The sequence below is a fragment of the Aquipuribacter aurantiacus genome (genome assembly GCF_051216895.1).
GTDB lineage: Bacteria > Actinomycetota > Actinomycetes > Actinomycetales > JBBAYJ01 > Aquipuribacter.
Genome location: NZ_JBPKAO010000003.1, coordinates 19,887 through 46,693, shown reverse-complemented (window position 1 = coordinate 46,693; position 26,807 = coordinate 19,887). Strand labels below are relative to the sequence as shown.

The following is a 26,807-nucleotide window of genomic DNA, read 5'->3' as shown; positions in this document are numbered from 1 at the left end:
CATGGTCCAGACGTCTGACATCCGGCCCGTCGTGGTAGACCTCTGACGTGAGGATCAGCGAGTTCCGGACGCTCACCCGAGAGGAGTTCGGGCGCGCCCTCGGCGACACCCTCGTCGCCGACCTCGTGCTGCCGTCCCTGGACGTCACCGCGGCCCAGGCCCTGGAGGACGGCACGGACCCACGGGTGGTGTGGCTCGCGCTCTGCGAGGCGATGGACGTGCCCCCGGAGCGACGGCTGGGCCGCGACCCCGGTCGACGGCGCACCGGCTCGTCCGGTGCGGTCGACCGCGGGGCCAGGGCCTGATGGCCCCCGCCGACAACCCCGCCGACCAGCTCGCCGCCGCGGCCGAGGACGCCGGCCGGCACATGGCGGCCATCGCCGAGGACATGGTCAACCGGTTCTCGGTCCGCGTGCTGACCCGTCGCGGGTGGGTGGCCCGGGTCCAGGTCAACCGGGGCTACGGCACCACCGTGGACGTGCCGTCGGTGCACCGGCCCGGCTGGGTCCGGGTGTTCGGCCGCGTGCTGATGGCCCGCCCGGAGACCCCGTACCGCGCGTGGGTCAAGCGCCGCGGCTGGCGCAGCTTCCTCACCGCGCAGGTCGAGTACTGCCCGGTGGTGGTCGAGATCGCCGGGTACCGCTACGAGGTGCAGGCCGACCGCGCGGGCCTGGTCGACTCGGTCCTGCAGATCGACCTGCCGGCGGGACGTCACCCGGTGACCATCACCCCCTCCGGCGGCGAGCCGGGCGTGGGCGAGGTGGTCGTCGTCGGCGCCGGCACCGACGCGGGCCTGGTCAGCGACATCGACGACACGGTCATGGTCACGTGGCTGCCACGGCCGTTCATCGCCGCCTGGAACACCTTCGTCCGGCAGGAGACCGCCCGCGCCGAGGTGCCCGGCATGACCGAGCTGTACCGGGCCTACCTGCAGGCCAACCCGGGTGCGTTCGTGGTCTACCTGTCCACGGGCGCGTGGAACACCGCACCGTTCCTGCGGCGCTTCCTGCGCCGGCACGGCTTCCCCGTGGGCCCGTTGCTCCTGACCGACTGGGGACCCACGAACACCGGCTGGTTCCGTTCCGGCCGCGAGCACAAGCTGGGGTCGCTGCGCCGGCTGCGGGCCGAGCTGCCCCACCTGCGCTGGCTGCTGGTCGGCGACGACGGCCAGCACGACCCGGACATCTACTCCACCGTCGCCCGGGAGGCGCCGGAGACCGTCCGGGCCGTGCTGCTGCGGGAGCTGTCCCCGGCGGAGCAGGTGCTCGCCCGGGGCCTGGCGATCCCGGACTCCGACGGCGGAGCCGGTCCGGTCCCGGTGCTGCACGGCGGCGACGGGCACCGCCTGGCCGAGCGGCTGCGCGCCATCGGCCAGCTGCCGGAGGAGGACCCCGGCGCCCCCGACACGGCGGACCTGTCGGACCTGTCGTGACCGCGGCCGCCGGGGCGCCGGGGCTGCGGTGAGCGAGGCCCGCCGGGTGGGTGTCCTGGCCGCCGCCCAGGTCGCGGGCGGCGTCGGGGCGGCGGTGGGGATCGCGGCCGGCAGCCTGCTGGCGGCCCGGGTCACCGGGGGGACGGCCCTGGCCGGGACCGCGCAGACCGCGACGGTCCTGGGGGCGGCGCTGCTGGCGGTGCCGCTGGCCCGGCTGGCCGAGCGCCTCGGCCGCCGCACCGCGCTGTCGGCCGGGCTGCTCGTGGCGGTGGCGGGGTCGGGCCTGGTGGTGCTGGCCACGGTCACCGGGTCGTTCGTCCTGCTGCTGCTCGGCGCCGCGCTGTTCGGCGGCGGCAGCGCGTCGGGTCTGCAGGCCCGCTACGCGGCGACCGACGGCACCGCACCCGGTCGGCGGGGGAGGGCGCTGTCGACGGTGGTGTGGGCCACGACCGTGGGCGCCGTCGCCGGGCCCAACCTGGCGGCCCCGGCCTCCCTGCTGGACCAGGCCCTGGGGCTGCCGCCCTACAGCGGTTCCTACCTGGTCGCGGCGGGCGCGTTCCTCCTCGCCGCCCTGGTCCTGCTCCTCGGGCTGCCGCCCGACCCCCGTCGAGGTCCGTCCCCGACGTCACCGACGCCCCGTCCGGCCCCGACGCCCCCGCCGGTCGACGTGCCGCTGGACCCGACGGCCGGCGGCACCACCGTCCTCGCCGTCCTGCGCACCGTCTGGCGGGACCCGCAGGCCCGGCTCGGCGTCGTGGCGCTGGGCACCGCCCACGCGGTCATGGTCGGCGTCATGGTCATGACCCCGGTCCACCTGGACGCCCACGGCGCGTCCTTCACGGTGGTCGGCCTGGTGATCAGCGTCCACGTCGCCGGCATGTACGGGGCCAGCCCGCTGTTCGGCTGGTTGGCCGACCGGAGGGGGACCACCGCGGGGGTCGCGGTCGGCGTGGTCCTGCTGCTGGCGGCGCTGGCGGTGTCCGGGACGTCGGGCACCGGCCTGCTCGGCCCCGGGCCGGCCTCGCACGTCGGTGTCGGGCTCGGGCTGCTGCTGCTCGGCCTGGGGTGGTCGGCCTGCCTGGTGTCCGGGTCGACGCTGCTGGCCGGTGCCTTCGACGAGGCCGACCCCCGGGCCCGGACGCTGCAGGGGGCGTCCGACCTGGTCATGGGCGGCGCGGGCGCGGCGGCCGGGGCGCTGTCGGGCCCGGTGGTGGCGGTCACGGGCTACCCCGGCCTGACCGTGGCGGCGGTGCTGCCGCTCACGCTCACCCTTTGGTGCCTGGCCGGGGCCCGGTCGGGGCCTGGTGGGCGACGCGGCGCGGGCCTGCTCTACCGTCGGGGGCCGTGAGCACCTCCGGGGACGTGGGTCGGGCGCCGGCGACGGGGCCGGGGCCGGTGCTGGTGCGCGGCCGTGGCCTGACCAAGGTGTACGGCGACTTCACGGCCGTCGACGGCATCGACCTCGACGTCCGGCGCGGGGAGTCCTTCGGCATCCTCGGGCCCAACGGTGCAGGCAAGTCGACCACCATGCGGCTGATCGGGTGCGTGTCCGACCCGACGGACGGCGAGCTCGAGGTGCTCGGTCTGGACCCGCGCCACGACGGGCCGCGGATCCGGGCCCGGCTCGGGGTGGTGCCCCAGAAGGACACGCTGGACGAGGACCTGACCGTCCGCGAGAACGTGCTGGTCTACGGCCGGTACTTCGGGATGTCGCGGGCCGCGGTGCGCGCCAAGGCCGACGAGCTGCTCGACTTCGTCCAGCTCGCCGACCGGGCCGACTCCGTGGTGGAGCCGCTGTCCGGGGGGATGAAGCGTCGGCTGACCATCGCCCGTGCCCTGGTCAACGACCCCGACATCCTCCTGCTCGACGAGCCCACCACCGGTCTGGACCCCCAGGCCCGCCACGTGCTGTGGGACCGGTTGTACCGGCTCAAGCGGGAGGGCGTCACCCTGGTCCTCACCACCCACTACATGGACGAGGCCGAGCAGCTGTGCGACCGGGTGGTGGTCATGGACGGCGGGCGCTACGTCGCCGAGGGCAGCCCCACGGACCTGATCCGGGCGCACTCCACCCGGGAGGTGCTCGAGGTGCGGTACCGCACGGACGACCACGAGCCGTTCGCCGCCCCCCTGCAGCCCCTGGCGCAGCGGGTGGAGGTGCTCCCGGACCGGGTGCTGCTCTACGTGGACGACGCCGACGACACCGCCGCCGCCGTGCTGGGCCTGCACGGCGAACGGCCGATGTCGCTGCTCCCGCGCCGCTCGACGCTGGAGGACGTCTTCCTGCGCCTCACCGGGCGGACGCTGGTCGACTAGGGCGGGGCCCGGAGCGAGGGGGAGCGTCCGGCGAGGTGCGGCTCAGCCCGCGTTCGCGACGGCCTGCGACAGCTCCTCGACGTAGGTCTGCAGCCCGTACGACAGCGACAGCGCGGTCGGCGGGCTGACCGAGGACACCAGCGCCTGGCCCTCGATGGAGGCGACCGCGCCGGACTGCACCTGGGGCAGCGACGCCAGGTACGGCTTCGCCAGGGTGTCCGCGGCGGCCTCCGGGGAGTCGGAGTACGACAGCAGGACGTCCGACGTCAGCCCACCGACGAGCTCGGGGCTCAGGGTGAAGTAGAACGTCGCCTCGCCCGTGGACAGCTCCTCGACGCTGGGGGCGACCTCCAGGCCGAGGTCGGTGAGGAACTCGACCCGCGGGTCGGCCTCCTCGTAGACGTACAGGGCGTCCGGGGTGTCGAGGACCGCAGCCACGGTGCGCCCCGCGAGCTCGGGGTGGGCCTCGGCGGCGGCCGCGACCTCGGCGTCGGCCGCCTCGACCACGGCGGCGGCCTCCTCCGAGGCGCCCAGGGCCTCGCCGACGGTCGTGACGACGTCGCGCCACGGGGTGGACCAGGCCTGGTCGGGGTAGGCGACGGTCGGCGCGATCTCGCTCAGGGTCGCGTAGTCCTCGGCCGTGATGCCGGAGTAGACGGCCAGGATCACGTCGGGCTGCTGGGCCGCGACCTGCTCGAACGGGACGCCGTCGGCGTCGGGCAGGAGCTCGGGCGTCTCGGCGCCCTGCTCCTCCAGCGCCTGCGCGACCCACGGCAGCAGGCCGTTCTCGTCGGCGCCGTAGGTCGCCAGCGGGATGGCGACCGGGACGACGCCCAGCGCGAGCGCGGCGTCGGTGCTGCCCCAGCCCAGCGTGACGACCCGCTCCGGGGTCCCCTCGACGGTGGTCTCGCCGAAGGCGTGCTCGATGGTCACCGACCCGGTGCCCGGGTCGGCGGCCGCGGCGCTGGGTGCGGGCGACGTCTCGGGGTCGGTGGCGGACGAGCCGCAGGCGGCGGCCAGGAGGGCGGCTGCCAGGGCGCCCGCGAGGAGCGCGGCGCGACGGGGAGGCATCATGAATTGATCCTTGGCGTGTGGAGGAATAAAGCAAGGAGAGCCTAACCTGACTTCAGCGCTCCCGTGACCGGCACCGAGCCCGGGTACTGTCACGACGCCGGGCGACCGAGAGGGTCCCCGCGCGCGGCTCGGGGGAGGTCAGGTGGCACCGCAGACCCGTCCCGCGATCGCGCCGCCGCACCCGACCCGGTTCCTCTGGTGGCGGGCGTCCTGGTCCTGGTTCGTGGTGGCCCGCCGGTGGTGGCGCACCCTGGTGCTGCGCTCGGTCCTGGAGCCCGTCCTGTACCTGCTCGGGCTCGGCTTCGGCCTGGGCACGCTGGTCGACGACAGCGGCAACGCCCCGGGGGCCGTGCCCTACGCGGCCTACGTCGCAGCCGGGGTCCTGGCGGCGTCGGCCATGCAGTCGGCGTTCGGCGAGGCGTCCTGGCCCGTGCTCGGGGCCATCAAGTGGCAGCGGCAGTACCACGCGCAGCTGGCGACCCCGCTGCGGGTGACCGACGTCCTGCTCGGCCACCTCGTCTTCATGCTGCTGCGACTCGTGGTGAGCGTGGTGCCGTTCTGGCTCGTCATGGTCGCCTTCGGGCTCGTCCAGTGGCCCAGCGCGGTCTGGGCGGTGCCCGCGGCCGTGCTGTGCGGGATGGCCTTCGCCGCCCCGGTCGCCGCCTTCGCCGCCACCACCGACAACGACACGTCCTTCGCGCTGCTGCTGCGCTTCGCCATCATCCCGATGTTCCTGTTCGCCGGGGTCTTCTTCCCCGTGTCCGACCTGCCCACCTGGGTGCAGCCGGTGGTGTGGGCGACCCCGCTGTTCCACGGCGTGGAGCTGACCCGGGCCGCGTCCCTGGGCACCGACCTCGGCCCGCCGGCCGTGGCCGGTCACGTGGCCTACCTGCTGCTGCTCGCCCTGGGCGGGCTCGCCGTGGCCGTCCGGACCTACACACGGAGGTTGTCGTGAGCCGGGGCACGGCCGGGTCGGAGGTGGTCCCCGCCTACGGGCTGCTGGGCCGGCTGCTGCCGGCGGGACCGGTCTCGCGGCCGATGAGCCTGGTGGAGCGCAACATGCGCGCCTACCGCCGGGCGTGGCTGCTGCTGCTGTCCGGGTTCGTCGAGCCCGTGATGTACCTGTTCGGCCTCGGCATCGGGCTGGGGTCGCTGGTGGGCGACGTCACCACCGACTCCGGCCGGACGGTCTCCTACGCCCTGTTCGTGGCGCCCGCGCTGATGGCGGCCTCGGCCATGAACGGCGCGGTGTACGACTCCACGTTCAACGTGTTCTTCAAGCTGCGGTACTCCCGGCTGTACGACTCCGTCCTGGCCACGCCGCTGGGCCCACGTGACGTCGCGACGGGCGAGATCGCCTGGGCGCTGATCCGCGGCAGCCTGTACGCGGGGGCGTTCTTCCTGGTCATGGCGCTGGCCGGGCTGGTGCGGACGCCCTGGGCGCTGCTGGCGCTGCCGTCGGCCCTGCTCATCGGCTGGGCCTTCGCCAGCATCGGCATGGCGGTGACCACCTGGATGCGCAGCTGGCAGGACCTCGACCTCGTCCAGCTGGCGATCGTGCCGCTGTTCCTGTTCTCGGCGACCTTCTACCCGGTGAGCACCTACCCGGAGCAGGTGGCGTGGCTGGTGCAGGTGTCCCCGCTCTACCACGGGGTGGCCCTGGTCCGCGGGGTGATGCTGGCCGAGGTCGGTCCCCACCTGCTGGTCCACGTCGGCGTCCTGGTGGCGCTCGGCCTGCTGGGCGTCGCCGTCACCGAGCGGCGCCTGCGCACCCTCCTCCTCCGCTGACCCCGGGCCCCTCGACGCGACGGCACCCCCCGCGGCGGCGGTCCGGCGGCCACGGCCGACACGTCCCGACACGCCGCCCGCGTGTCGTCCCGTGTCGAACACGTGTTCGGGCTACTGTCCGTGTGTCCACAGGACGCGAGGTGCCTCGCCCTCCACAGCTCGGCGAGGCGCCGGACGTTCTGTCGGGGGAGGTGCCTAGCGTCTCCTCCGTGGCCAACAGACGACCCGTACGAGGTGACCAGATGCCCGCTCCAGCCATCAACGGCGATCGAGAGAAGTCGCTCGCGACCGCGCTCGCCCAGATCGACAAGCAGTACGGCAAGGGCTCCGTGATGCGTCTCGGTGACGAGGCCCGCGCCCCGATCGACGTCATCCCGACGGGCTCCATCGCGCTCGACATCGCCCTCGGCATCGGCGGGCTGCCCCGCGGCCGCATCGTCGAGGTGTACGGCCCGGAGTCCAGCGGTAAGACGACGGTGGCCCTGCACGCGGTGGCCAACGCGCAGAAGGCCGGTGGCATCGCCGCCTTCGTCGACGCGGAGCACGCGCTCGACCCGGACTACGCCCGCGCCCTGGGCGTGGACACCGACGCCCTGCTGGTCTCCCAGCCGGACACCGGTGAGCAGGCCCTCGAGATCACCGACATGCTGATCCGCTCGGGTGCGCTCGACATCATCGTCATCGACTCCGTCGCGGCCCTCGTGCCCCGGGCCGAGATCGAGGGCGAGATGGGCGACAGCCACGTCGGTCTTCAGGCCCGGCTGATGTCGCAGGCCCTGCGCAAGATCACCGGTGCGCTGAGCCAGTCCCGGACCACGGCGATCTTCATCAACCAGCTGCGCGAGAAGATCGGCGTCATGTTCGGCTCGCCCGAGACCACCACGGGCGGCAAGGCGCTGAAGTTCTACTCCTCCGTGCGGCTGGACGTCCGTCGCATCGAGGCGCTGAAGGACGGCACCGAGATCGTCGGCAACCGGACCAAGTGCAAGGTCGCCAAGAACAAGCTGGCCGCCCCGTTCAAGATCGCCGAGTTCGACATCATCTACGGCACCGGCATCAGCCGCGAGGGTGGCCTCATCGACATGGGGGTCGAGCAGGGCTTCGTGCGCAAGGCGGGCGCCTGGTACACCTACGAGGGCGACCAGCTCGGCCAGGGCAAGGAGAACGCCCGCGCGTTCCTGCGCGACAACCCCGACCTGGCCGACGAGATCGAGAAGCGCATTAAGGAGAAGCTCGGCATCGGCCCCAAGGTCGACAAGCCGGCGGACCCCGCGGTGCCGGCGGTCGAGTTCTGATGCTGTTCGCCCTTCTCACCCGCTGAACGCCTCCCGTGGCACATCGCCCGAGGGGATCCCGTTCGGCCACAGACCGCGACGGCGCGCGCCCGTCCGCCGGAGACTCCTCGCCCGAGTCGCCGATGGACGTGGCACGCGCCGTCGTGCTGCGTCGGCTGTCGTTCGGGCCGCGCACCCGCGCCCAGCTGTACGAGGCGATCCTGGCGAAGGACGTCCCGGCCGACGTGGCCGACGCCGTGCTGGACCGTTTCGTCGAGGTCGGCCTGGTGGACGACGCGGACTTCGCCCGGGAGTGGGTACGGGTGCGTCATCGGGACAAGGGTCTGTCGCGGCGGGCCCTCGCCGACGAGATGCGCCGCAAGGGCGTCCCGCCCGACGAGGCCGACGAGGCCCTGTCCGCCCTGGACGGCGACGACGAACGCACGGCCGCCGAGGCCCTGGTCGCCCGCAAGCTGCCCAGCAGTCGCGGCCTGGAGTACCCGCGACGGGTCAACCGGCTGATGGGGATGCTGGCCCGCAAGGGCTACGGCCCCGGCCTGGCCGGCGAGGTGGTGCGGCAGGCGCTGGCGAACGAAGGGACGCAGGTCGAGCCTGACGACTGCTGATGACGGACCGCTGACGACATTCGCCGATCACGACTGGCGCCTCCCCGTCGGCCCTTCGTGCTCGCCGGAGGTGGCGCCCGTCCGGCGTGCACCGCAGCCCGCGCTGCGTCGGAGAACAGAGCGGCGCCGAAGGGCAGGGCGGTTCAGGCCAGGCCGCCCGCACCCCCGGGGTTGCCGACGTTTGCCATCGTGCTGGTGCGGTTCTGGTCCACGTCCGGCTTGCTGCCCCGTGAGGCGCTGAGACGGCGTTCGGTGTACGTCGCCAGGCGACCCAGCAGGCTGTTGATCAGGATGAACAGCAGTGCGACCAGCAGGTACGTCTGCAGCGGGTTGTCCAGGAACCGCTCGATGCGCCGCCCGGCGTTCAGCAGCTCCAGGGGGCCGATCAGGACGACGGCGGCCAGCGAGGTGTCCTTGACGATGACGACCAGCTGGCTGATGAGCGCCGGCAGCATGAGCCGGAACGACTGCGGCATCTGGATGAGCAGCACCGTCTGCTGCGGCGTCAGGCCGATGGACAGCCCGGCCTCGCGCTGACCGCGCGGCAGCGCGGCGACCCCCGCGCGCAGGATCTCGCCGATCACGACGAAGTTGTAGGCCGTCAGACCGATGACCAGGTACCACATCTGCGACAGGTCGACGCCGAACTGGGGCAGCACCCGCGCGGCGAAGAAGATGAGGATGACGACCGGGGCCCCGCGGAGCACCTCCGCAACCAGGACGAGCGGCAGTCGGGAGTAGCGGCCGAGCAGCAGGCGCAAGGTGGTCAGGACGGTGCCCAGGACGAGGCTGAACACGATGGCGAGCGCGGCGGCGAGCAGGGTGTTCTGGATGCCGATGCGTAGCTGCCCCCACACCTGCAGGAACTGGTCGTCGCCGGGCCAGTACAGGGGAGCCCAGAGGTCGGCCTCGAACTGCCCGGTCTCGTTCAGCCGCAGCCCGGCCAGGGCCAGCAGGACCACGAACACCAGGACGGACACGACCGAGATGATCCGGTGACGTCGCAGCGCCTTGGGTCCGGGCGTGTCGTACAGGACGGACGGTGCGGCGCTCATCGCAGGATCGCCACCTTCTCCTCGATGCGGCTGAGTATCGCGGCCGTCGGCAGCGTGATGGCGAGGTACCCGATCAACACGCCGGTGAGGACAGGCAGCGCGGCGTAGCCTTGTGCGCTGGTCAGCCGGCTGCCCACCGAGTACAGGTCACCGCCGACGCCGAACGCACCGACGATGGCCGAGTTCTTCATCATGGCGATGACGACGCTGCCGAGCGGCGGGACGACCGTGCGCAGCGCCTGGGGCATGACGACGGAGCCCAACGACTGGCCGAAGGTGAGGCCGATGGCGCGCGCGGCCTCGGCCTGCCCGTCCGGCACGGCGTTGATGCCGGAACGGATGGCCTCGCAGACGAAGGCCGCGGTGTAGAGGGACAGGCCGATGACCCCGAGCTGGAAGAACGGGCGGTTGAAGCCCAGCTCCGGGAGGACGAACGCGGTGAAGAACAGCATCACGGTGAGCGGGCTGTTGCGGACCACGGAGACGTAGCCGGAACCGAACTGGCGCAGCGGGGCCACGGGCGACACCCGCATCATCGCGAGGACGGTCCCGATCACCAGCGAGCCGACGAGCGAGTAGGCGATCAGCCGTAGCGAACCGAGGAAACCGCTCACGAACAGGTCGAAGTTGTCGACCAGCACGTCCATCTCGTGGTCCTCTTCGTCGTCAAGGGGTGGGGAGGAGCGCGGGCCGAGCAGGTGCGGGCCCGGTGGACCGGGGTGCGGGCCCGGTCGTGGACCGGGCCCGCACCGTCAGGTCACTCGCAGGGCTGGAGCTCCGGGAACTCGGGGGCCTCGGCGCCCGCGATGCCACCGGCGGTGGAGTCCCACGCCTCGAGGTAGCGGCCGTCCTCGTTGGCTGCCTCGAGGGTGTCGTTGATGAACTGGCAGAACTCGACGTCCTCGTTCTGGACGCCGATGCCGTAGGGCTCCTCGGTGAACGCCTCGCCCACCAGGGTGAACGCGCCCTCGGAGGCGTCGACCAGGCCGAGCAGGATGACGTTGTCGGTGGTCACGACGTCGACCTGGTTGTTGCGCATGGAGTCCGCGCACTCGGAGTAGGTCTCGAACAGGGTGAGCTGGTTCTCGGTCGCGAGGTACTCGCGGATCGTCTCCGACGGGGTGGAGCCGTCGACGGAGCAGACGCGGATGGACTCGTCACCCAGGTCGTCGGGCGACGTGACGGTCGCGGCGTCCTCGACCCGGACCATGAGGGCCTGACCGGCCACGTAGTACGGCCCGGCGAAGTCGATGCGCTCGGCCCGCTCGTCGTTGATGGTGTAGGTCGCGGCGACCAGGTCGACCTGGTCGTTGATGAGGACCTCCTCGCGGATGGCCGACGGGGTCTCGATGTACTCGATGCCGTCGTCGCCGATGCCGAGCTCGGTGGCGATGATCTTGGCGATCTCGACGTCGAAGCCCTCGGGCACGCCGTCGAGGTTGGCCAGGCCGAAGCCGGGCTGGTCGAACTTGGTGCCGATGCGGATGGTGCCGGCCTCGGCCAGCTCGGCCATGGTCGTTCCCTCGGCGAACTCGCCGGTGCCGCCGGCCTCGGTGGTCTCCTCGGCGCCCGCGTCCGCGCCGGCGTCGGTCGCAGTGGTGTCCTCGGCGTCCGTGTCGCCGCCGCAGGCAGCGAGGACGAGGGCGGCGGAGCTGAGCAGCGCCACGCCCGTCATCAGTCGACGTGTCTTCATATGGGTCCCTCCCGGGGATGTAGCGGTGCGCCCCGGACGGGCGCACCAGGTGGTTCGGGTGGTCAGTGGGTGAGGATCTTGGACAGGAAGTCCTTGGCCCGCGCGGACGTCGGGGCGGTGAAGAACGTCTCCGGCACGGCTTCCTCGACGATCTCGCCGTCGGACATGAACACCACGCGGTTGGCCGCCTTGCGGGCGAAGCCCATCTCGTGGGTGACGACGATCATCGTCATGCCGTCCTTGGCCAACGACGTCATGACGTCGAGGACCTCGTTGATCATCTCGGGGTCGAGGGCGGACGTGGGCTCGTCGAAGAGCATGACCTTGGGCTTCATCGCCAGGGCGCGGGCGATCGCGACGCGCTGCTGCTGGCCACCGGACAGCTGGGCCGGGTACTTCTCGGCCTGGTCCGACACGCCGACGCGCTCCAGCAGCTGCTTGCCCAGCTGGTCGGCCTCGGACTTCTTCATCTTGCGCACCTTGATGGGACCCAGCGTCACGTTCTCCAGGACCGTCTTGTGGGCGAACAGGTTGAAGGACTGGAACACCATGCCGACGTCGGCGCGCAGCCGGGCCAGCTCCTTGCCCTCGTCCGGCAGGTCCTGCCCGTCGATCGTGATCCGGCCGGACTCGTAGGTCTCCAACCGGTTGATCGTCCGGCAGAGCGTCGACTTGCCCGAGCCGGAGGGCCCGATCACCACGACGACCTCGCCCTGCTGGACGGTCATCTCGATGTCCTTCAGGACGTGGAGGTCGCCGAAGTGCTTGTTGACCTTGTCCATCACGACGAGGGGTGACCCGGGGGCCCGCTGAACCGGCATGACGGGCAACCTAGACCGGATCAGGCCCGGACAGCCACGGCGAGCCGGGCCGTTGCCGAGTCGTGACCTGTCGTGCCCCGGGTCGTAACACCCGAGGTCACGACCCGCAGACCTGGACCCGCCTATTGTGACGAGTGCATACCGGGTCATACGGTTCGGCCACCGTCATCAACCGGAGGTCATGACCATGATCCGTCCCACCTCGCTCGCCGCGGCCCACCAGGTCTCGCGTCGGGCTGCCCTCGCCGCGATCGGTGGCACCGCTGCCACCGCCGGCACCCTGCTGGCCGCCCCGGCCTGGGCGGTCGACGCCGCCCGCCCGGGCAGCACCCGCTCGCCCCGCCTCACCGCCCGCGACCGCGTCGTCGTCGGCCGCGTCCAGGCCGAGCTGGCCGTGGACCACATCCTCGAGCTGTCCGAGGGGATCGGCCCTCGCATCGGTGGCACCCCGTCCGAGCGCGCCGCCGCGGAGTACATGGCCGCCGTGCTGGACGGCTACGGCTACGACGTCGAGCTGGAGACCTTCCCCGTCGCCGACAAGTTCCTCGCCGAGGTCGACGGCGACCCCGTCCTCGACCAGAGCATCTGCTGGCAGATGGGCGCTGCCCCGCTCGGGGCGCTCGACGTCAGCGTGACCGGGCCGGCCGTCCTCGCCGGCGACGGCAGCCAGGGTGAGCTGACCGGGGCCGTCGCCCTGGTCGAGACGGTCGCCGGGACGACAACCGCCGCCCGGACCCAGCGGGTGCAGCTCGCGGTGTCCCGCGGCGCGGTCGCCGTCATCGTGCTCCCCGCCGACAACCCCAACCCCATCCGCCGGACCCAGGCCTCCTCTCCCGCCCTCAGCACCCCGGTGGCGGTCCCGGTCCTGGGCTCCGCGCAGGTGCAGAAGGCCCGGCTGCAGGCCGCGGCCGCCGCGGGCCCGCTCACCCTCACGGTGGCCACGACGGCCTACCGCGGGCTGACCTCGCAGAACGTGCTGGCCAGCCGGGCCGGTCGCGGCGCCCCCGCCGGCCAGAACGAGGCCGTCATGGTCTGCGGCCACTACGACTCGGTCATCGGCGCTCCCGGCGCCAACGACGACGGCTCCGGCACCGCCCTGACGCTCGAGCTGGCCCGGGTGATGCGGTCCCTGCCCACCCAGCGCGACATCCGGTTCTCGCTGTGGGGCTCGGAGGAGCAGGGCCTGATCGGCTCCCGCTACCACGTCGCCCAGCTGGACCAGAGCGAGCGCGACCGTCTGGTCGGCGTCTACAACAACGACATGGTGGCGACCAGCTGGGACCCGGCGACCCGCTACTGGGTCCTGTCCTGGGACGGTTCCGCCAACATCATCAACACCTCCGTCATCGCGGCGGCCGAGCGGCTGGGCTACTCGCCGCACCTGTCGCCCATCACCACCCGTGGCGCGAGCGACCACCAGTCGTTCCAGGAGCGGGGCATCGCGAGCTCCAACTTCTCCTGGCGGGGCGAGGAGTCGCCGGCGCTGCTGGAGCCGCCGTACCACTCCCCGGAGGACACGGTGGCGCTCAACATCTCGATGGAGCGGATGCAGGTGTCGCTCGAGCTGATCGGCGCGGCCATGTACACGGTGGCCCGCGAGGGCTGAGCCGCTCACCCGTGACGCGCCGGGCCGGGGTGCTCGCACCCCGGCCCGGCGCCGTCGTCCCGCGGCGTCACGGCCCCGGCGTACCCTGGCAGGCGCCATGAACAGCCCTGACACCCTCACGCCCGCTGACGCCGCCACGCCGCGCGTCGACCTGNCCCCCCCCCCCCCCCCCGGCGCCGTCGTCCCGCGGCGTCACGGCCCCGGCGTACCCTGGCAGGCGCCATGAACAGCCCTGACACCCTCACGCCCGCTGACGCCGCCACGCCGCGCGTCGACCTGCCCGCACGCACGGACCTGCCCGCCCGGACCTATCACGTGCGGACGTTCGGCTGCCAGATGAACGTCCACGACTCCGAGCGGCTCACGGGCCTGCTCGAGGTGGCCGGCTACGTGCCCGCCGACCCCGACACGGTCCTCGAGCAGGGTGCGGACGTGGTGGTCCTCAACACCTGCGCGGTCCGCGAGAACGCCGACAACAAGCTCTACGGCAACCTCGGTCAGCTCGTGCCGGTCAAGTCCAGGCGCCCGGGCATGCAGATCGCGGTGGCCGGCTGCCTGGCGCAGAAGGACAAGGGCGAGATCGTCCGCAAGGCGCCGTGGGTGGACGTCGTCATCGGCACGCACAACATCGGCTCGCTGCCGGCCCTGCTGGAGCGGGCGCGGCACAACGGCGAGGCCGAGGTCGAGATCCTCGAGTCGCTCGACGTGTTCCCCTCCACGCTGCCGACCCGCCGCGAGTCCGCCTACGCGGCCTGGGTGTCGGTCAGCGTCGGCTGCAACAACACCTGCACGTTCTGCATCGTGCCCAGCCTGCGCGGCACCGAGAAGGACCGCCGCCCCGGCGACATCCTCGCCGAGGTGGATGCCCTGGTGGCCGAGGGCGTCGTCGAGGTCACCCTGCTGGGGCAGAACGTCAACACCTACGGCGTGGAGTTCGGCGACCGGCTCGCGTTCGGCAAGCTGCTGCGCGCCGTCGGGGCGGTGCCCGGCCTGGAGCGGGTCCGCTTCACCAGCCCCCACCCGTCCTCGTTCACCGACGACGTCATCGCCGCCATGGCCGAGACCCCCACCGTGATGCCGCAGCTGCACATGCCGCTGCAGTCCGGTTCGGACCGGGTGCTGCGGGTGATGCGCCGCTCGTACCGCTCCGAGCGCTTCCTGGGCATCATCGACAAGGTGCGGGCCGCGATGCCGGACGCCGCGATCAGCACCGACATCATCGTCGGGTTCCCCGGCGAGACCGAGGAGGACTTCCAGGCCACGCTCGACGTGGTCCGCGCCTCCCGCTTCACGAACGCCTTCACGTTCCAGTACTCCCCGCGCCCGGGGACCCCGGCCGCGGACATGGCCGACCAGGTCCCCAAGGCCGTCGTCCAGGAGCGCTACCTGCGCCTGGTGGCGCTGCAGGAGGAGATCTCCTGGGCGGAGAACCTGACGCAGGTCGGTCGCCGCCTCGAGCTGTTGGTCTCCGAGGGGGAGGGCCGCAAGGACGTCGCCACCGAGCGGTTGTCCGGCCGGGCCCCCGACAACCGGCTCGTGCACTTCGCGCCGCGACCCGCCGAGGGAACGCCGCCCTTCCCGGGCGCCGTCCGGCCCGGGGACGTCGTCGAGGTCGAGGTCACCTACGCGGCGCCGCACCACCTGGTCGCCGACGCCGGGGTGCTGAGCCTGCGACGCACCCGCGCGGGCGACGCCTGGCAGGCCCGCCAGGACGCCCCGGCCGGCGCGACGGCGACGACCGCGGTCGGCCTGGGGATGCCCCGCGTCGGCCTGACCGTCGGCTGAGCGGACGACGTCCGGGCCCCGTCCTGGCCGCGGGCGTGGGCACCTCAGGCACTCCTCAGGGGGGCCTCAGGTCGACCCGACCGTCCCTCAGGCGCGGATCCGTGGGGTTCGTGAGGCGGGGGCGTCAGGGTGGCGTGACCGCCCCATCCGCCGTGCCACCGCTCAGACCCAACCTGTAGGTACCCGGAGGACCGACCGCCGGGACGACCAGGAGGTCACCCATGAACCACTTCGCCATGACGCCCGGTCTGCTCCTCGACGCCGAGGTCGCCTACCGTCACGAGGTCCTCGCCCGTGACCTGGCGGGTCCGCGACCCAGCCGCCGCTGGTGGGGCACCCGCCGCCGGTCCACCAGCCAGGCCGAGCACGACCTCGTCCTCGCGGCCTGACCGGTCGGCGTGAAGGGCCCCACCTGACCCGCCGCTGGAGTCGTGGCGCGGGGCGTGCTCGCCCTCGTCGGGGGTCGCTGCCACGATGAGCACGTGCCCCGGATGAGCATCGACGCACCGCTGGTCGGCAGGGACGCCGAGCTAGGTGCGCTGACCGACGCGCTGGCCGTCGCCCGCGGCGGACGACCCAACGCCGTCCTGCTGGCCGGTGACGCCGGGGCCGGCAAGACCCGGTTGCTGCAGGCCTTCGCGGACACGGCCTCCCGGCAGGGCGTGGTGGTCCTGCGCGGGCACTGCGTCGACTTCGGCGCCGCCGGGCTGCCCTACCTCGCGTTCGCCGAGGCGGTCGGGGCGCACCTGTCGGGCTCGGGTGCGGCGGTCCCGCCGGCGCTGGCCACCCTCCTGGGCCACAGCGGCCACAGCGGCCACAGCGGTCACAGCGGCCACGCGGAACCCGGCGGGCGGACCAGCCCCTCCGGGCCCTTCGACCGCCGGGGCTCCGACGTCGGGCCGTCCGGGCCCCGCACGGACGACCCCGCCGGGGACTCCGTCGGTCACGCCTCCGCGGTCGAGGTGGGCAGGATGCAGCTGTTCGAGGCCGTCGCCCGGTACATCGGCGCGCTGGCCTCGACGGCACCGGTGCTGCTGGTGCTGGAGGACCTGCACTGGGCCGACCCGTCCAGCCGGGACCTGCTGCGGTACCTGCTGGGGCGGATGCGCCGCGAGCAGGTGCTGCTGGTGGCCAGCTACCGCAGCGACGACCTGCACCGCTCGCACCCGGTCCGCGGCCTGCTCGGGGACCTGTCCCGGCTGCCGCACGTGCAGCGGGTCGAGCTGACCCCGTTCGACCTGGCGGGGATGACCGCGTTCCTCACGGCGCTGGCCGACGCCCCGGTCCCCGCCTCCACCGTCCGTCGGGTGCACGAGCGCTCCGAGGGCAACGCCTACTTCGCCGAGGAGCTGTTCGCCGCGGGCGACCGTCCCGGGGTGCCGGACGGGCTGGCCGAGGTGCTGCTCGACCGGCTGGAGCGGTTGAGCCCGGCCGCCCGCCACGTCGCCCGGATGGCCGCCGTCGGGGGCCGTCGGGTCACCGACGAGCTGCTGCTGGCCGTCAGCGGGCTCGACCGCGCGGCCCTGGACGAGGCGCTGCGCGAGGCCGTGTCGGCGCAGGTGATGCGCGCGGAGGGGGAGCGGTACGCCTTCCGGCACGCCCTGCTGCAGGAGGCGGTCTACGCCGACCTGCTGCCGGGCGAGCGCTCGCGCTGGCACGCCGCGTACGTGCAGGCGCTGTCGGTCGCCGGTCGGGACCAGCCGGGGTCGTGGGCCGAGCTCGCCCACCACGGCCTGGCCGCGCACGACCTGCCGACCGCGCTGGTCGCCTCGGTCCGGGCTGCGGGGTCCGCCACCGACATGCTGGCCCCGCGCGAGGCGATGGACCACCTGGAACGGGCCATCGAGCTCTTCGACAGCGTGCCCGACGCCCAGGCGGCGATCGGCATGGACGCCGTCGACCTGTACCGACAGGCCGCCGGGTACGCGAGCCGCTGCGGCCGCGTCGAACGGGCCGTGGCCCTGGCCCGGGTGGCGCTGGAACGTGCCGACGCCGAGGCGGGTGGCGGCAGCGACCAGCGACGACCCGCGCTGCTGCACCACCGCCTGGCCCAGCACCTGATCGCCGCCGACCGGCTGCCGGAGGCCCTCGAGCACGCCCAGCAGTCCGCCGACGGCTACGGCGCCGTCACCGGCGACGGACCGGTGGACCGGGACCACGCCTGGGCCCTGGCCGGCCTGGCCCGAGCGCTCATGCTGTCGGACCGGCCCGAGGCCCGGGCCACGGCCGAGAAGGCGCACGCGGTGGCGGTCGAGCTCGGCCTGCCGGACGTGGAGGCCGACACCCTGGCCACCCTGGCGGTCGTGCACTCGCTCGACGGCGAGGTGCCGCCACTCGTCGTGGACGCCCGCCTGGTGCAGGCGCTGGGGCGCGCGCGGGAGTCCGGCGACGTCCTCACCGAGCTGCGGGCCAGCGTCAACCTCAGCTGGACCCGGTTCGACCGCGGCGACGTGACGGGGGCGCTCAGCGTCCTGGAGGCCGCGTGCGACCGTGCCGCCGCGAGCGGTCTGCGGTGGAGCCCCATGTCGGTGGAGCTGCGGGTGCTGCGCCGGGTGGCACGCTACGTGGCCGGCCGCTGGGCCGCCCGTCCCGACGCGGACGGTGACCTGGCCCCCGACACCGCGGCGGCGCGGCTCGCGGCGGTCGACCTGCACGTGCAGGTCGGCCGGGGCGACGAGGCGGCCGAGGGCGCCGTCCAGCGGCTCGGGCCGCTACGGGGCCGGGACCTGCAGGTGCAGCTCGCCGTCGACGGCTGCCTGTCGGAGCTGCGGCGCTGGCAGGGGCACCCCGACGAGGCCGCGGACCTGGCACGGGCCGCGGCCGACGACCTGGCCCGCTGCCACGGGGCGGACTCGCTGGGGGCTCTCTGGCTCGGCGCGGTCGAGGTGGCGTCGCTGGCCGACGTCGCCGACGAGGCCGCCCTCCGTCGCGACCCCGTCCTCGTCGCGTCCCTGCACGGCCGCGCGGCCGAGCGGGTCACGCGGCTGCAGACCCTGTTCGACACCGTGGTGGCGACGGCCCCGGACCGCCGGCAGCTCCCCGGGCCGGAGGCCGTCGCGTGGCTCGCCCGGTCCCGGGCGGAGCTGTCCCGCTTCGTCGTGGCCGCCCGGCAGGCCGCGCCCGCGGACGCCGCACCGCCCGCCGTCACCGCGGCCGCGGTCGCACCGGTGCCCGGCCACCCGGCCGCGGACCGGGCCACGGACGCCGAGGACCCGGTCGGTCCGTGGCGGGAGGCGCTGGCCGCGTTCGGCTACGGCTACCCGTTCGAGGACGCGCGCTGCCGGCTGGGGCTGGCCGGTGCGCTGCTGGCCACCTCGCCCCGCGGCGGTGCCGGCTGGGACGAGGCCGGACAGCTGCTGGCCGAGGCGGGCCGGACGGCCGCCCGGCTCGGGGCCCGACCGTTGGCCGAGCGGGTCGCGGCGCTCGCCCGCCGGGCCGGTGTCGAGGTCCCGGCGCCCCCGCCGCGGCCGCACGGCGAGGACCCCACCCGCCGCCCGGCCCAGGTGGCCGCCCTGACGGGGCGGGAGCAGGACGTGCTGCGCCTGGTGGCCCAGGGCTGGACCAACCGACGGGTCGGCGCCGCGCTGTTCATCAGCGAGAAGACGGTGTCGGTGCACCTCAGCAACGTGATGGCCAAGCTCGGCGCCAACGGGCGCACCGAGGCCGTGTCCCTGGCCCACCGCGCCGGTCTGCTCACCATCGACTGACCGGCTCACCACCGGCCGGTTCGGCCCTGCGCCCAGCCGCCCCGCGGTCAGCCCTTGCGGGGCACGGCCACGTCGACCCAGACGAGCCGGTGGTCGCTGGAGGGGAACGGGAACGTGCCCGTGAGCCGGGTCAGCGGGTCGGTGGACACCGGCCAGAACACGCCCGCGTCGAGCATCCGCAGGGTGCGCGAGGGCAGGACGTAGTCCACCCGCAGGTTGCCCGGGGCGCCGTCCGCGAAGTCCGCGGTGTCCTGGGCCGGGTCACCGCGGTGGGTCAGGTTGGCCCCGCCCTGCAGTGCCGCGGCCTCGACGCCCCCGTCCGAGGTCGGCGTCAGGCGGGTGCTGACCCGAGGGTGCTCCAGCAGCTGCTGGGCGGCGCCGGGGATCGAGTCCCCGTCGAACGGGTCGGAGTTCAGGTCGCCGGCGATCACGAACCGCTCGCCTGCCCCCAGCCCGCCCCGACGCCCGTCGTCGTCGTAGACGTAGGTCGCCGCCCGGGGGGTGACGTAGTCGGCCCAGAACCGGATCTCGTCGTGGTTGCGGCGGCCGTTGCGGTCCTCGGGGCCGTCGAACGTCGGGGGCGTGGGGTGGGAGGCCAGCAGGTGCACGGCACGCCCGCCCACCAGCACCGGCACGTCCCAGTGGGACTTGCTCGACAACCGCACCTGCGACCGGATCTCCTCCGGCCACCAGTCACCCGGCTCCGCGGTGGTGGGGTCGTCGGGCAGCAGCGCGCCCGGCATGTCGGCCCAGCGGAAGTTCTGGAACGTGCGGACCGCGTCGACGTCGATCGGGTGCTGCGACAGCACGAGCATCCCGAACTGGCCGGGGAAGAACCCGAACCCCCAGGCGTCGTCGGGTCCGCCCACCGTGCCGTCCTGGTTGAGGTCCAGCCCGCTGGGCACCCCCGTGTTGCTCGGGGCGATGAACGCGTACGGGTAGTCGATGGGGTCGGCCCCGTTCTGCCCCACCCCCAGGTAGTTGTCGAGCAGCCCCGCCACCGCCGGGCTGGTCCGGGCGTCCGCCGGGTCGGTGGGGGCGACGTAGTCGAACTCGTTGACCAGCAGCACCTCCGGCCGGGTGCGCTGGACGATCTCCGCGACCGCGGCGGCCTGGGCGTTGCCCGGGGCGGACAGGTCGGCGGTGAGCTGCCCCTCGGCGGCGCGGTTCAGCGAGGCGTTGAACGTCGCCACCCGCAGCTCGGTCGGCCCGGTGGGCGCGGGGAGGGCGGCCGAGCGGGCGGCCGGTACGGCCCCGGCCGCCGCGGGGGTGGGGGCGGCGGCCGTGGGCGAGGCCAGGGCGAGGGCGGCGACGGCGGCGACCGAGGCCGCGGCGGTCAGACCGGCGCGTCGGTGCTGCGGGTCGGGGCGAGAGGTCGTCATCCGGCCCAGGCTAGGACGCAACGCGCGACGGCGGGCGAACCCGGCATGTCGGACCGGTGACCGGCCGGTGACCGGTGCGCTCCTAGAGTGAGGCGGTGCCGCTGATGGTCGTCTGCCTGGTCCCCGCCGCGCCCGTGCTGCTGCCGCGGCTGACCGGGTCCCGGGTGCCGGAGGTGGCACCGGTGCGGGCGGCCGTGGGGGAGGCGTTGTCCGCGCTGGCCGGCCTCGACCGGGTCGTCGTCGTCTCCGAGGCCGTCCCGGGGACGCTGGCCGGTCTCGGCGCCCCCGAGCCCGGGTCGTCGACCGTCGAGCCCGGGCCGGCAACGGCCACCGCCGCCGGCGTCGCGGCCGGCCCCGGACGGGCGCCGGAGCCCCCGGCGTGGCCGCGCGAGCTCGCCGACGAGCTGCTGGACGGGTCGTGGCGGGGTGGCACCGCCGTCGGTGACCTGGCGGTGCGCGAGCACCGGACCTGGGCCCAGGTGACGCCGCGCCTGCCGGCCGAGCTGGACGCCGCGCCGGACCGGGTCGGTCTGCTCCTGCTGGCCGACGGCAGCCGGACCCGGGGGCCCCGGGCGCCGGGCGGGCAGGACCCGCGCGGTGACGTGGTCGACGCGGAGCTGTGTGCCGCCCTGGTGGAGGGTCGGGCCGCCGAGGTCCCGGACGCGCGTCGGGTCGGGGCGACCGCCGAGGCCGCCGTGGCCCTGCTCGCCGTCGCCCCGGGCGGCCCGACCCGTGTGCTGCACCACGAGGCGCCGCTGGGCGTCGCCTACCTGGTCGCCGTCCGCGGACGGGTCGCCGGGTGAGCGGGTCGCCCGACCCCGTCCCGCACGTGGTGGCGGTCGTCGGCGCCACCGCGACCGGCAAGTCCGACCTCGCGGTCGAGCTGGCGATCGCGCTGGGGGCCACGGGCGGGCGGGGCGAGGTCGTGAACGCCGACTCCATGCAGCTGTACCGGGGCATGGACGTCGGCACCGCGAAGGTCACCGAGGCCGAGCGGCGCGGGGTGCCGCACCACCTCCTGGACGTCTGGCCGGTCACCCGGGCCGCCGCGGTCGCGGAGTACCAGCAGCTCGCGCGTGAGCACTTCGCCGCCGTGCGGGACCGCGGCGCCGTCCCCCTCCTGGTCGGCGGGTCGGGTCTGTACGTCCGCGCCGCCCTGGACCACCTGCGGTTCCCCGGCACCGACCCGCAGGTCCGGGCCCGCTGGGAGGCCGAGGGCGAGCGGGTCGGGACCGCGGCCCTGCACGCGCGCCTGCGGGACCTGGACCCCGCCGCCGCCGCCGCCATCCTGCCCAGCAACACCCGTCGCGTGGTCAGGGCGCTCGAGGTCGTGGAGCTGACGGGGCAGCCGTTCGCCGCGTCCATGCCCCCGTCCGGGGCGTCGGCGCGGGTCGTCCCGGCCCTCGTGGTCGGGCTGCGGCGCGACCGCCCGGACGTGGACGAGAGGATCCGCGAACGGGTGGCCCGGATGTGGCGCGACGGGTTCGTGGCCGAGGTCGAGGGGTTGCTGGAGCAAGGCCTCGAGGACGGACCGACGGCCTCCCGGGCCGTCGGCTACGCCCAGGTCGTCGACCTGCTGCGAGGCCGCTGCACCGAGGCGGAGGCCGTCGAGCGGACGGTCGTGGCCACCCGACGGCTGGTGCGTCGGCAGGAGTCGTGGTTCGGCGCGGACCCGAGCATCACCTGGTTCGACGCCGCGGCCCCGGACCTGCCGGTTCACGTCCTGGCGCACGTCCGGTCCACACTGGACCGGTGAGCAGCCCAGCGGTCGTCACCAGCCCCTCGAGCCGCGCCTGGGCAGGGGGACCCCTGCGCCCCGACGGCCTGCACGTGCTCAAGGCGCACGGCACGGGCAACGACTTCGTCGTCCTGCTGGACCCCGACGACACCTACCCGCTGGACCCCGCCGTGGTGGCGGCCCTGTGCGATCGGCGCAGCGGCCTGGGCGCGGACGGCGTCATCCGGGTGGTGGCCGCCGACATCGACGGCACCGACGGCTGGTTCATGGACCACGTCAACGCCGACGGCAGCACCGCCCTGATGTGCGGCAACGGGGTGCGCGTCCTGGCCCACGCGCTGGTGGACGCCGGCCTGGTGGACCCGACCGCGACCGAGGTCGCGGTCCTGTCGCGGTCAGGGCCGCGCCCGGTCCGCCTGGTGGCCGCCGGATACCCGGTCTACAGCGTCGAGATGGGTCCGGTGCGGGTGGCCGAGGAGATCGTGGCGGTCACCGTGCGGAGCGAGGACGGCAGCACCCGACGCCTCCCCGGGGTGGGCGTCGACGTCGGCAACCCCCACGTGGTGGTGGACGTCGGACCGGGCGGGGCGCTCGCGGCCGTCGACCTGCACCGGCGGCCGGGTCTGGAGCCCGACCCGGTCGACGGGGCCAACGTCGAGCTGATCGGTGACCTGGCCCAGGGCGAGACGCTGGCCAGCGGGCAGCTGCGGATGCGCGTGCACGAGCGGGGCGTGGGCGAGACCCGGTCCTGCGGCACGGGCGCGGTGGCCGCGGCCGCCGCCGCCTCCAGCCGCCGTGCGGGCTCGCCGAGGCAGTGGACGGTGGACGTGCCCGGCGGGCGCCTGCGGGTGCTGCTCAAGCGCCGCGAGGGCGAGGGCGTCGTGGGCTCGGAGCTGTCCGGCCCGGCCGAGGTGGTCGCCCGGGCCGTGGTGGACCCGGGCTGGCTCGAGCGCCTCAGCCGGTGACGGGCCGGGACACGACCAGCACCCGGTAGCCCTTGCTGCTGGCGCTGCGCGTCACGGTCATCCCGTCGGGCAGCACCTGCTCGAGCCAGGTGTGCAGGGAGTCCGCCCCGAGGTTGCGCTGCACCACGAGCTCGGCGCGCCCACCCGGGGCCAGCCGGGGCAGCCACGCCAGCAGCAGGCTGTGCAGCGCGTCCTTGCCGATCCGGATGGGCGGGTTGGACCAGATCAGCGCGAACGACACGTCGGGGTCGACGTCGCCGGGGGAGCGGACGTTGACCTGGCCGAAGCCGTTGTCACGCGCGTTGGCCGCGGTGAGCGCCCGCGCGCGCTCGTTGACGTCCACGGCCCACACCGTCGCCCCCGGGGCCGCCGCCGCCAGGGCCAGCGTGATGGGCCCCCAGCCGCAGCCCAGGTCGAGCAGTTGCCCCTCGGCGTGCACGGGGCCTGCGTGGCGCCGCAGCACCTGGGTGCCCAGGTCGAGCAGGTGCCCCTCGGCGGGCACGGGGCCGGCGTGGCGCAGCAGCACCTGGGTGCCCAGGTCGAGCCGGTCACCGCTGAACACGCCCGATGAGGTGACGACGTCCATCGACCGGCCCTGCAGCTCGACCGTCCGTCGCCTCTCCTGCCCCGGACCGGTGGGACGCTCGTCGAAGTAGTGGGACTGCCCGGCGCTCACGGGTCGAGCCTGCCGCGCGGGGCCGGGTCGCCGCCAGCCGCGTCGCGACCCGCGTCGGCGCCGGCGCTCGTGGGCTCCGCCGCCGCCAGGCGCCGCCGCCGTCGTCGGTCCAGCTCGGTGGACACCAGGACCAGCAGGACGATGCCCGTCAGCGGCAGCAGGAACCCGGCGACGACGCCGTTGAAGGTCCCCAACGCGTCGTGGCCGGTGGAGTCCAGCACCAGGTAGGTGACGTAGACCGCGTAGTAGGCGACGAACAGCAGGCCCTCCCAGCGCGCGACCGCCGCGCCGGTGATGGCGACCGGCAGCAGCGCCACGGCGACGAGGATCATCACCGGGAGGTCGAGGTTGACGGCCCCGGGCGACAGCTCGATCCCCACCGGGCTGATCACGCCCGACAGGCCGAGCACGGCCCCGATGTTGAAGATGTTGCTGCCGACGACGTTGCCGACGGCCATGTCCCGCTGACCACGCACCGCCGCGATGATCGACGTCGCCAGCTCGGGCAGCGACGTGCCCACCGCCACCACCGTCAGCCCGATGACCAGGTCGCTCACCCCGAGGGCCGAGCCGATCGTGGTGGCCGAGTCGACCAGCAGGGTCGCCCCCAGGACCAGCAGACCCACCCCGACCGCGACCAGGCCGGCGTCCAGGGCGGTGCGGGCCCCCGTCCGGGCCGCAGGGGGCCCGGACGTGCCGGGGGAGTCCCCTCCGGCCTCCCGCTGCCGGGCCACCCGCTCGCGGCCCGCGCGCTCCTGCCGCCGCGAGACGACCACCGACACGCTCACGTAGCCGACCAGGAGCACCACGAGCAGGACGCCGTCGAGCCGGCTGATCCACCCGTCGAGCGCGAGCAGCAGCGTCAGCACCGACAGCCCGATCATCACCGGTACGTCCGTGCGGACCAGCCGGGTCCGCACCACCAGCGGCAGCACCACCGCCGACAGGCCCAGCACGAGCAGGACGTTCGCGATGTTGCTGCCCACCACGTTGCCCACGGCGAGACCGGGGTTGCCGGACAGGGTGGCGCGCAGGCTGACCGCCAGCTCCGGCGCCGACGTAGCGAACGACACCACCGTCAGGCCCACCAGCAGCGGTGACAGTCCCAGCGCGGTGGCCAGCCCGCTCGCCCCACGCACCAGCAGCTCGCCACCTCCGACGAGCACCGCCAGGCCCACCACGAGGAGCACGATCGTCAGCACGTCCACGGGGTCGAAACTAGTGCCGGGACCGCGCCGCGGGCGCCCCGGTGCCCGGGGCTCGCTGCGCGGACGGCGAAATCCGATCGGCCCGCTGCGACGTGCGTGCGATCCTGGGACGACGATGACAGCAGCAGACAGCAGCGCCCGCCCCGGTCCCGACCTCACCGACGACGCCGTCAGGACGCCGACCGCGGCGCGCGGCGCGCCCGACGCGGGCTACGACGGCGACCAGTACGACCTCGCCGACCGCCAGGCGCTGCGCCGGGTCGCCGGGCTGTCCACGGAGCTGACGGACGTCACCGAGGTCGAGTACCGCCAGCTGCGCCTGGAGCGCGTCGTCCTGGCCGGGCTTTCGACCACGCGCGACCCGCACGAGGCCGAGGTGTCGATGGCCGAGCTGGCCGCCCTGGCCGAGACCGCCGGCTCGCAGGTGCTGGACGCGCTGCTGCAGCCGCGCGAGAAGCCGGACCCGGCCACCTTCCTGGGCTCCGGCAAGGCGGCCGAGCTGCGCGACGTGGTCGCCGAGACCGGCGCCGACACCGTCATCTGCGACGGAGAGCTGAGCCCGTCGCAGCGCCGTGGCCTGGAGGACGTCGTCAAGGTCAAGGTCGTCGACCGGACCGCCCTGATCCTCGACATCTTCGCCCAGCACGCGAAGTCCCGGGAGGGCAAGGCCCAGGTCGAGCTCGCCCAGCTGGAGTACCTGCTCCCGCGGCTGCGCGGCTGGGGCGAGTCGATGTCCCGTCAGGCCGGTGGTCGGGTCGCCGGCGGGGCCGGCATCGGGTCCCGCGGCCCCGGTGAGACCAAGATCGAGCTGGACCGTCGTCGGATCCGCACCCGGATGGCCAAGCTCAAGCGCCAGATCGCCGACATGCGCACCTCCCGCGACACGAAGCGGTCGGAGCGTCGTCGCGGCCCCGTGCCGTCCATCGCGATCGCGGGCTACACCAACGCCGGCAAGTCCAGCCTGCTCAACCGGATGACCGGCGCCGGGGTGCTGGTCGAGGACGCCCTGTTCGCGACCCTCGACCCGACGGTCCGCAAGGCCGAGCTGCCCGACTCCCGGGCCGTGACCCTCACCGACACCGTCGGGTTCGTCCGGCAGCTGCCCCACCAGCTCGTCGAGGCGTTCCGCTCGACGCTGGAGGAGGTGGCCGACGCGGACCTCGTCGTCCACGTCGTCGACGTGTCCCACCCCGACCCCGAGGGCCAGCTGAGCGCGGTGCGCGAGGTGATGGCCGAGGTGGGTGCCCACACCGTCCCCGAGGTGGTGGCGCTCAACAAGGCCGACGTCGCCGACCCCGAGGTCGTCGACCGGCTGCTGCGGCGCGAGCGCAACGCCGTGGCGGTGTCCGCCCGCACGGGGGAGGGGCTGGAGGACCTGCTGGCGCGGGTCGCCCAGGACCTGCCCCACCCCGAGGTCGAGGTGGACCTGGTCGTGCCCTTCGCCCGCGGTGACCTGATCAGCCGCACCCACGACGACGGCGAGGTCCTCGACGTCGAGCACGTGGCCGAGGGGACCCGGATCCACGCCCGGGTCGACCAGGCGCTCGCCGCGGCGCTCACCGACGCGAGCACGTCCAGCGACGCACCCGACGGGGTGCCCTCGCGCTGAGCGCACCGCCGGCTCTCCCCAGCGCCGGGCCCGTCGTCCCGGCGGGCCCGCA

The 26,807-nt window shown here is 74.3% G+C and carries 24 protein-coding genes; 16 read left to right on the top strand and 8 right to left on the bottom strand.

Annotation, left to right across the window (positions count from 1 at the left end; genetic code table 11):
* Positions 1 to 47: 47 nt before the first annotated feature.
* Genes ACR80Q_RS05090 through ACR80Q_RS05075 form a run of 4 tightly spaced genes read left to right on the top strand, consistent with a single transcriptional unit; the run spans position 48 to position 3,748 of the window.
* Positions 48 to 305 carry a DUF3046 domain-containing protein gene (locus tag ACR80Q_RS05090; RefSeq protein WP_435376489.1) on the top strand — a complete coding sequence of 86 codons (258 nt, stop codon included), beginning with the start codon at positions 48 to 50 and terminating at the stop codon, positions 303 to 305.
* Positions 305 to 1,432 (top strand): App1 family protein phosphatidate phosphatase, encoded by a 1,128-nt coding sequence (locus ACR80Q_RS05085; RefSeq protein WP_435376488.1) that lies wholly within the window; start codon positions 305 to 307, stop codon positions 1,430 to 1,432. The genes ACR80Q_RS05090 and ACR80Q_RS05085 overlap by 1 nt, the downstream gene beginning before the upstream one ends.
* A 28-nt stretch (positions 1,433 to 1,460) precedes the next feature.
* Entirely contained in the window at positions 1,461 to 2,780 is a 1,320-nt protein-coding gene (locus ACR80Q_RS05080; RefSeq protein WP_435376487.1) for an MFS transporter, read from the top strand.
* Positions 2,777 to 3,748, top strand: coding sequence for an ABC transporter ATP-binding protein (locus ACR80Q_RS05075; protein WP_435376486.1), 972 nt, complete (start codon positions 2,777 to 2,779; stop codon positions 3,746 to 3,748). Before ACR80Q_RS05080 ends, ACR80Q_RS05075 begins: the two co-directional genes overlap by 4 nt.
* A 42-nt stretch (positions 3,749 to 3,790) precedes the next feature.
* On the opposite strand, the gene ACR80Q_RS05070 is transcribed toward ACR80Q_RS05075, so the two are convergent.
* Positions 3,791 to 4,822, bottom strand: coding sequence for an ABC transporter substrate-binding protein (locus ACR80Q_RS05070; protein WP_435376485.1), 1,032 nt, complete (start codon positions 4,820 to 4,822; stop codon positions 3,791 to 3,793).
* Positions 4,823 to 4,964: 142 nt separating this feature from the next.
* Here ACR80Q_RS05070 and ACR80Q_RS05065 point away from each other — a divergent pair, with 142 nt between their 5' ends.
* From ACR80Q_RS05065 to ACR80Q_RS05050, 4 genes are all read left to right on the top strand, one after another.
* Positions 4,965 to 5,777: an ABC transporter permease gene (locus ACR80Q_RS05065; protein WP_435376484.1), complete on the top strand. Its 813-nt coding sequence runs from the start codon at positions 4,965 to 4,967 to the stop codon at positions 5,775 to 5,777.
* On the top strand, positions 5,774 to 6,610 hold the full coding sequence (locus ACR80Q_RS05060; protein ID WP_435376483.1) for an ABC transporter permease: 837 nt from the start codon (positions 5,774 to 5,776) through the stop codon (positions 6,608 to 6,610). Before ACR80Q_RS05065 ends, ACR80Q_RS05060 begins: the two co-directional genes overlap by 4 nt.
* Positions 6,611 to 6,852: 242 nt before the next feature.
* Positions 6,853 to 7,905: a recombinase RecA gene (recA, locus tag ACR80Q_RS05055; protein ID WP_435376482.1), complete on the top strand. Its 1,053-nt coding sequence runs from the start codon at positions 6,853 to 6,855 to the stop codon at positions 7,903 to 7,905.
* A 122-nt stretch (positions 7,906 to 8,027) separates the two neighbouring features.
* Positions 8,028 to 8,510 (top strand): regulatory protein RecX, encoded by a 483-nt coding sequence (locus tag ACR80Q_RS05050; protein ID WP_435376481.1) that lies wholly within the window; start codon positions 8,028 to 8,030, stop codon positions 8,508 to 8,510.
* Between the two features lie 143 nt (positions 8,511 to 8,653).
* Here the strand turns inward: ACR80Q_RS05050 and ACR80Q_RS05045 are convergent, their stop codons facing one another.
* From ACR80Q_RS05045 to ACR80Q_RS05030, 4 genes are all read right to left on the bottom strand, one after another.
* A complete protein-coding gene (locus tag ACR80Q_RS05045; protein ID WP_435376480.1) occupies positions 8,654 to 9,565 on the bottom strand; it encodes an amino acid ABC transporter permease in 912 nt (303 codons plus the stop codon).
* Complete coding sequence (locus ACR80Q_RS05040; RefSeq protein ID WP_435376479.1) at positions 9,562 to 10,212, bottom strand: amino acid ABC transporter permease; 651 nt, start codon at positions 10,210 to 10,212, stop codon at positions 9,562 to 9,564. The genes ACR80Q_RS05045 and ACR80Q_RS05040 overlap by 4 nt, the downstream gene beginning before the upstream one ends.
* A 110-nt stretch (positions 10,213 to 10,322) precedes the next feature.
* Positions 10,323 to 11,258: a glutamate ABC transporter substrate-binding protein gene (locus ACR80Q_RS05035; RefSeq protein WP_435376478.1), complete on the bottom strand. Its 936-nt coding sequence runs from the start codon at positions 11,256 to 11,258 to the stop codon at positions 10,323 to 10,325.
* A 62-nt stretch (positions 11,259 to 11,320) separates the two neighbouring features.
* Complete coding sequence (locus ACR80Q_RS05030) at positions 11,321 to 12,040, bottom strand: amino acid ABC transporter ATP-binding protein (RefSeq protein ID WP_435376798.1); 720 nt, start codon at positions 12,038 to 12,040, stop codon at positions 11,321 to 11,323.
* A 226-nt stretch (positions 12,041 to 12,266) separates the two neighbouring features.
* Here ACR80Q_RS05030 and ACR80Q_RS05025 point away from each other — a divergent pair, with 226 nt between their 5' ends.
* The 4 genes from ACR80Q_RS05025 to ACR80Q_RS05010 all read left to right on the top strand — a co-directional run bounded on the left by ACR80Q_RS05025 (position 12,267) and on the right by ACR80Q_RS05010 (position 19,177).
* Positions 12,267 to 13,685, top strand: coding sequence for a M28 family peptidase (locus tag ACR80Q_RS05025; protein ID WP_435376477.1), 1,419 nt, complete (start codon positions 12,267 to 12,269; stop codon positions 13,683 to 13,685).
* A gap of 222 nt (positions 13,686 to 13,907) precedes the next feature.
* Complete coding sequence (gene miaB / locus ACR80Q_RS05020; protein ID WP_435376476.1) at positions 13,908 to 15,470, top strand: tRNA (N6-isopentenyl adenosine(37)-C2)-methylthiotransferase MiaB; 1,563 nt, start codon at positions 13,908 to 13,910, stop codon at positions 15,468 to 15,470.
* 221 nt (positions 15,471 to 15,691) lie between these two features.
* Positions 15,692 to 15,859 carry a hypothetical protein gene (locus tag ACR80Q_RS05015; protein ID WP_435376475.1) on the top strand — a complete coding sequence of 56 codons (168 nt, stop codon included), beginning with the start codon at positions 15,692 to 15,694 and terminating at the stop codon, positions 15,857 to 15,859.
* A 102-nt stretch (positions 15,860 to 15,961) separates the two neighbouring features.
* On the top strand, positions 15,962 to 19,177 hold the full coding sequence (locus ACR80Q_RS05010; RefSeq protein ID WP_435376474.1) for a helix-turn-helix transcriptional regulator: 3,216 nt from the start codon (positions 15,962 to 15,964) through the stop codon (positions 19,175 to 19,177).
* Positions 19,178 to 19,224: 47 nt separating this feature from the next.
* Here ACR80Q_RS05010 and ACR80Q_RS05005 read toward each other — a convergent pair whose 3' ends face one another.
* On the bottom strand, positions 19,225 to 20,559 hold the full coding sequence (locus ACR80Q_RS05005; RefSeq protein WP_435376473.1) for an endonuclease/exonuclease/phosphatase family protein: 1,335 nt from the start codon (positions 20,557 to 20,559) through the stop codon (positions 19,225 to 19,227).
* 95 nt (positions 20,560 to 20,654) lie between these two features.
* On the opposite strand from ACR80Q_RS05005, the gene ACR80Q_RS05000 reads away from it, so the two are divergent.
* The 3 genes from ACR80Q_RS05000 to dapF are packed head-to-tail and all read left to right on the top strand — an operon-like array spanning position 20,655 to position 23,262.
* On the top strand, positions 20,655 to 21,362 hold the full coding sequence (locus ACR80Q_RS05000) for a class III extradiol ring-cleavage dioxygenase family protein (protein ID WP_435376472.1): 708 nt from the start codon (positions 20,655 to 20,657) through the stop codon (positions 21,360 to 21,362).
* Positions 21,359 to 22,315, top strand: coding sequence for a tRNA (adenosine(37)-N6)-dimethylallyltransferase MiaA (gene miaA / locus ACR80Q_RS04995; protein WP_435376471.1), 957 nt, complete (start codon positions 21,359 to 21,361; stop codon positions 22,313 to 22,315). The genes ACR80Q_RS05000 and miaA overlap by 4 nt, the downstream gene beginning before the upstream one ends.
* Entirely contained in the window at positions 22,312 to 23,262 is a 951-nt protein-coding gene (gene dapF / locus ACR80Q_RS04990; RefSeq protein WP_435376469.1) for a diaminopimelate epimerase, read from the top strand. Before miaA ends, dapF begins: the two co-directional genes overlap by 4 nt.
* Here the strand turns inward: dapF and ACR80Q_RS04985 are convergent.
* Both ACR80Q_RS04985 and ACR80Q_RS04980 read right to left on the bottom strand, forming a co-directional pair.
* Complete coding sequence (locus tag ACR80Q_RS04985; protein ID WP_435376468.1) at positions 23,252 to 23,938, bottom strand: class I SAM-dependent methyltransferase; 687 nt, start codon at positions 23,936 to 23,938, stop codon at positions 23,252 to 23,254. The two genes, dapF and ACR80Q_RS04985, sit on opposite strands and share 11 nt — an antisense overlap.
* Positions 23,935 to 25,146: a calcium/sodium antiporter gene (locus ACR80Q_RS04980; RefSeq protein WP_435376467.1), complete on the bottom strand. Its 1,212-nt coding sequence runs from the start codon at positions 25,144 to 25,146 to the stop codon at positions 23,935 to 23,937. The genes ACR80Q_RS04985 and ACR80Q_RS04980 overlap by 4 nt, the downstream gene beginning before the upstream one ends.
* A gap of 115 nt (positions 25,147 to 25,261) precedes the next feature.
* Here ACR80Q_RS04980 and hflX point away from each other — a divergent pair, with 115 nt between their 5' ends.
* Positions 25,262 to 26,755 (top strand): GTPase HflX, encoded by a 1,494-nt coding sequence (gene hflX, locus ACR80Q_RS04975; protein WP_435376466.1) that lies wholly within the window; start codon positions 25,262 to 25,264, stop codon positions 26,753 to 26,755.
* Positions 26,756 to 26,807 lie beyond the last annotated feature (52 nt).

Bases quoted from the DNA above. Each gene is read 5' to 3' on its own strand.
- ACR80Q_RS05085 (WP_435376488.1), top strand. From the start codon at position 305: ATGGCCCCCGCCGACAACCCCGCCGACCAGCTCGCCGCCGCGGCCGAG.
- ACR80Q_RS05070 (WP_435376485.1), bottom strand. From the start codon at position 4,822: ATGATGCCTCCCCGTCGCGCCGCGCTCCTCGCGGGCGCCCTGGCAGCC.
- recA (WP_435376482.1), top strand. From the start codon at position 6,853: ATGCCCGCTCCAGCCATCAACGGCGATCGAGAGAAGTCGCTCGCGACC.
- ACR80Q_RS05050 (WP_435376481.1), top strand. From the start codon at position 8,028: ATGGACGTGGCACGCGCCGTCGTGCTGCGTCGGCTGTCGTTCGGGCCG.
- ACR80Q_RS05045 (WP_435376480.1), bottom strand. From the start codon at position 9,565: ATGAGCGCCGCACCGTCCGTCCTGTACGACACGCCCGGACCCAAGGCG.
- ACR80Q_RS05040 (WP_435376479.1), bottom strand. From the start codon at position 10,212: ATGGACGTGCTGGTCGACAACTTCGACCTGTTCGTGAGCGGTTTCCTC.
- ACR80Q_RS05035 (WP_435376478.1), bottom strand. From the start codon at position 11,258: ATGAAGACACGTCGACTGATGACGGGCGTGGCGCTGCTCAGCTCCGCC.
- ACR80Q_RS05030 (WP_435376798.1), bottom strand. From the start codon at position 12,040: ATGGACAAGGTCAACAAGCACTTCGGCGACCTCCACGTCCTGAAGGAC.
- ACR80Q_RS05025 (WP_435376477.1), top strand. From the start codon at position 12,267: ATGATCCGTCCCACCTCGCTCGCCGCGGCCCACCAGGTCTCGCGTCGG.
- miaB (WP_435376476.1), top strand. From the start codon at position 13,908: ATGAACAGCCCTGACACCCTCACGCCCGCTGACGCCGCCACGCCGCGC.
- ACR80Q_RS05015 (WP_435376475.1), top strand. From the start codon at position 15,692: ATGAACCACTTCGCCATGACGCCCGGTCTGCTCCTCGACGCCGAGGTC.
- ACR80Q_RS05010 (WP_435376474.1), top strand. From the start codon at position 15,962: ATGAGCATCGACGCACCGCTGGTCGGCAGGGACGCCGAGCTAGGTGCG.
- ACR80Q_RS05005 (WP_435376473.1), bottom strand. From the start codon at position 20,559: ATGACGACCTCTCGCCCCGACCCGCAGCACCGACGCGCCGGTCTGACC.
- hflX (WP_435376466.1), top strand. From the start codon at position 25,262: ATGACAGCAGCAGACAGCAGCGCCCGCCCCGGTCCCGACCTCACCGAC.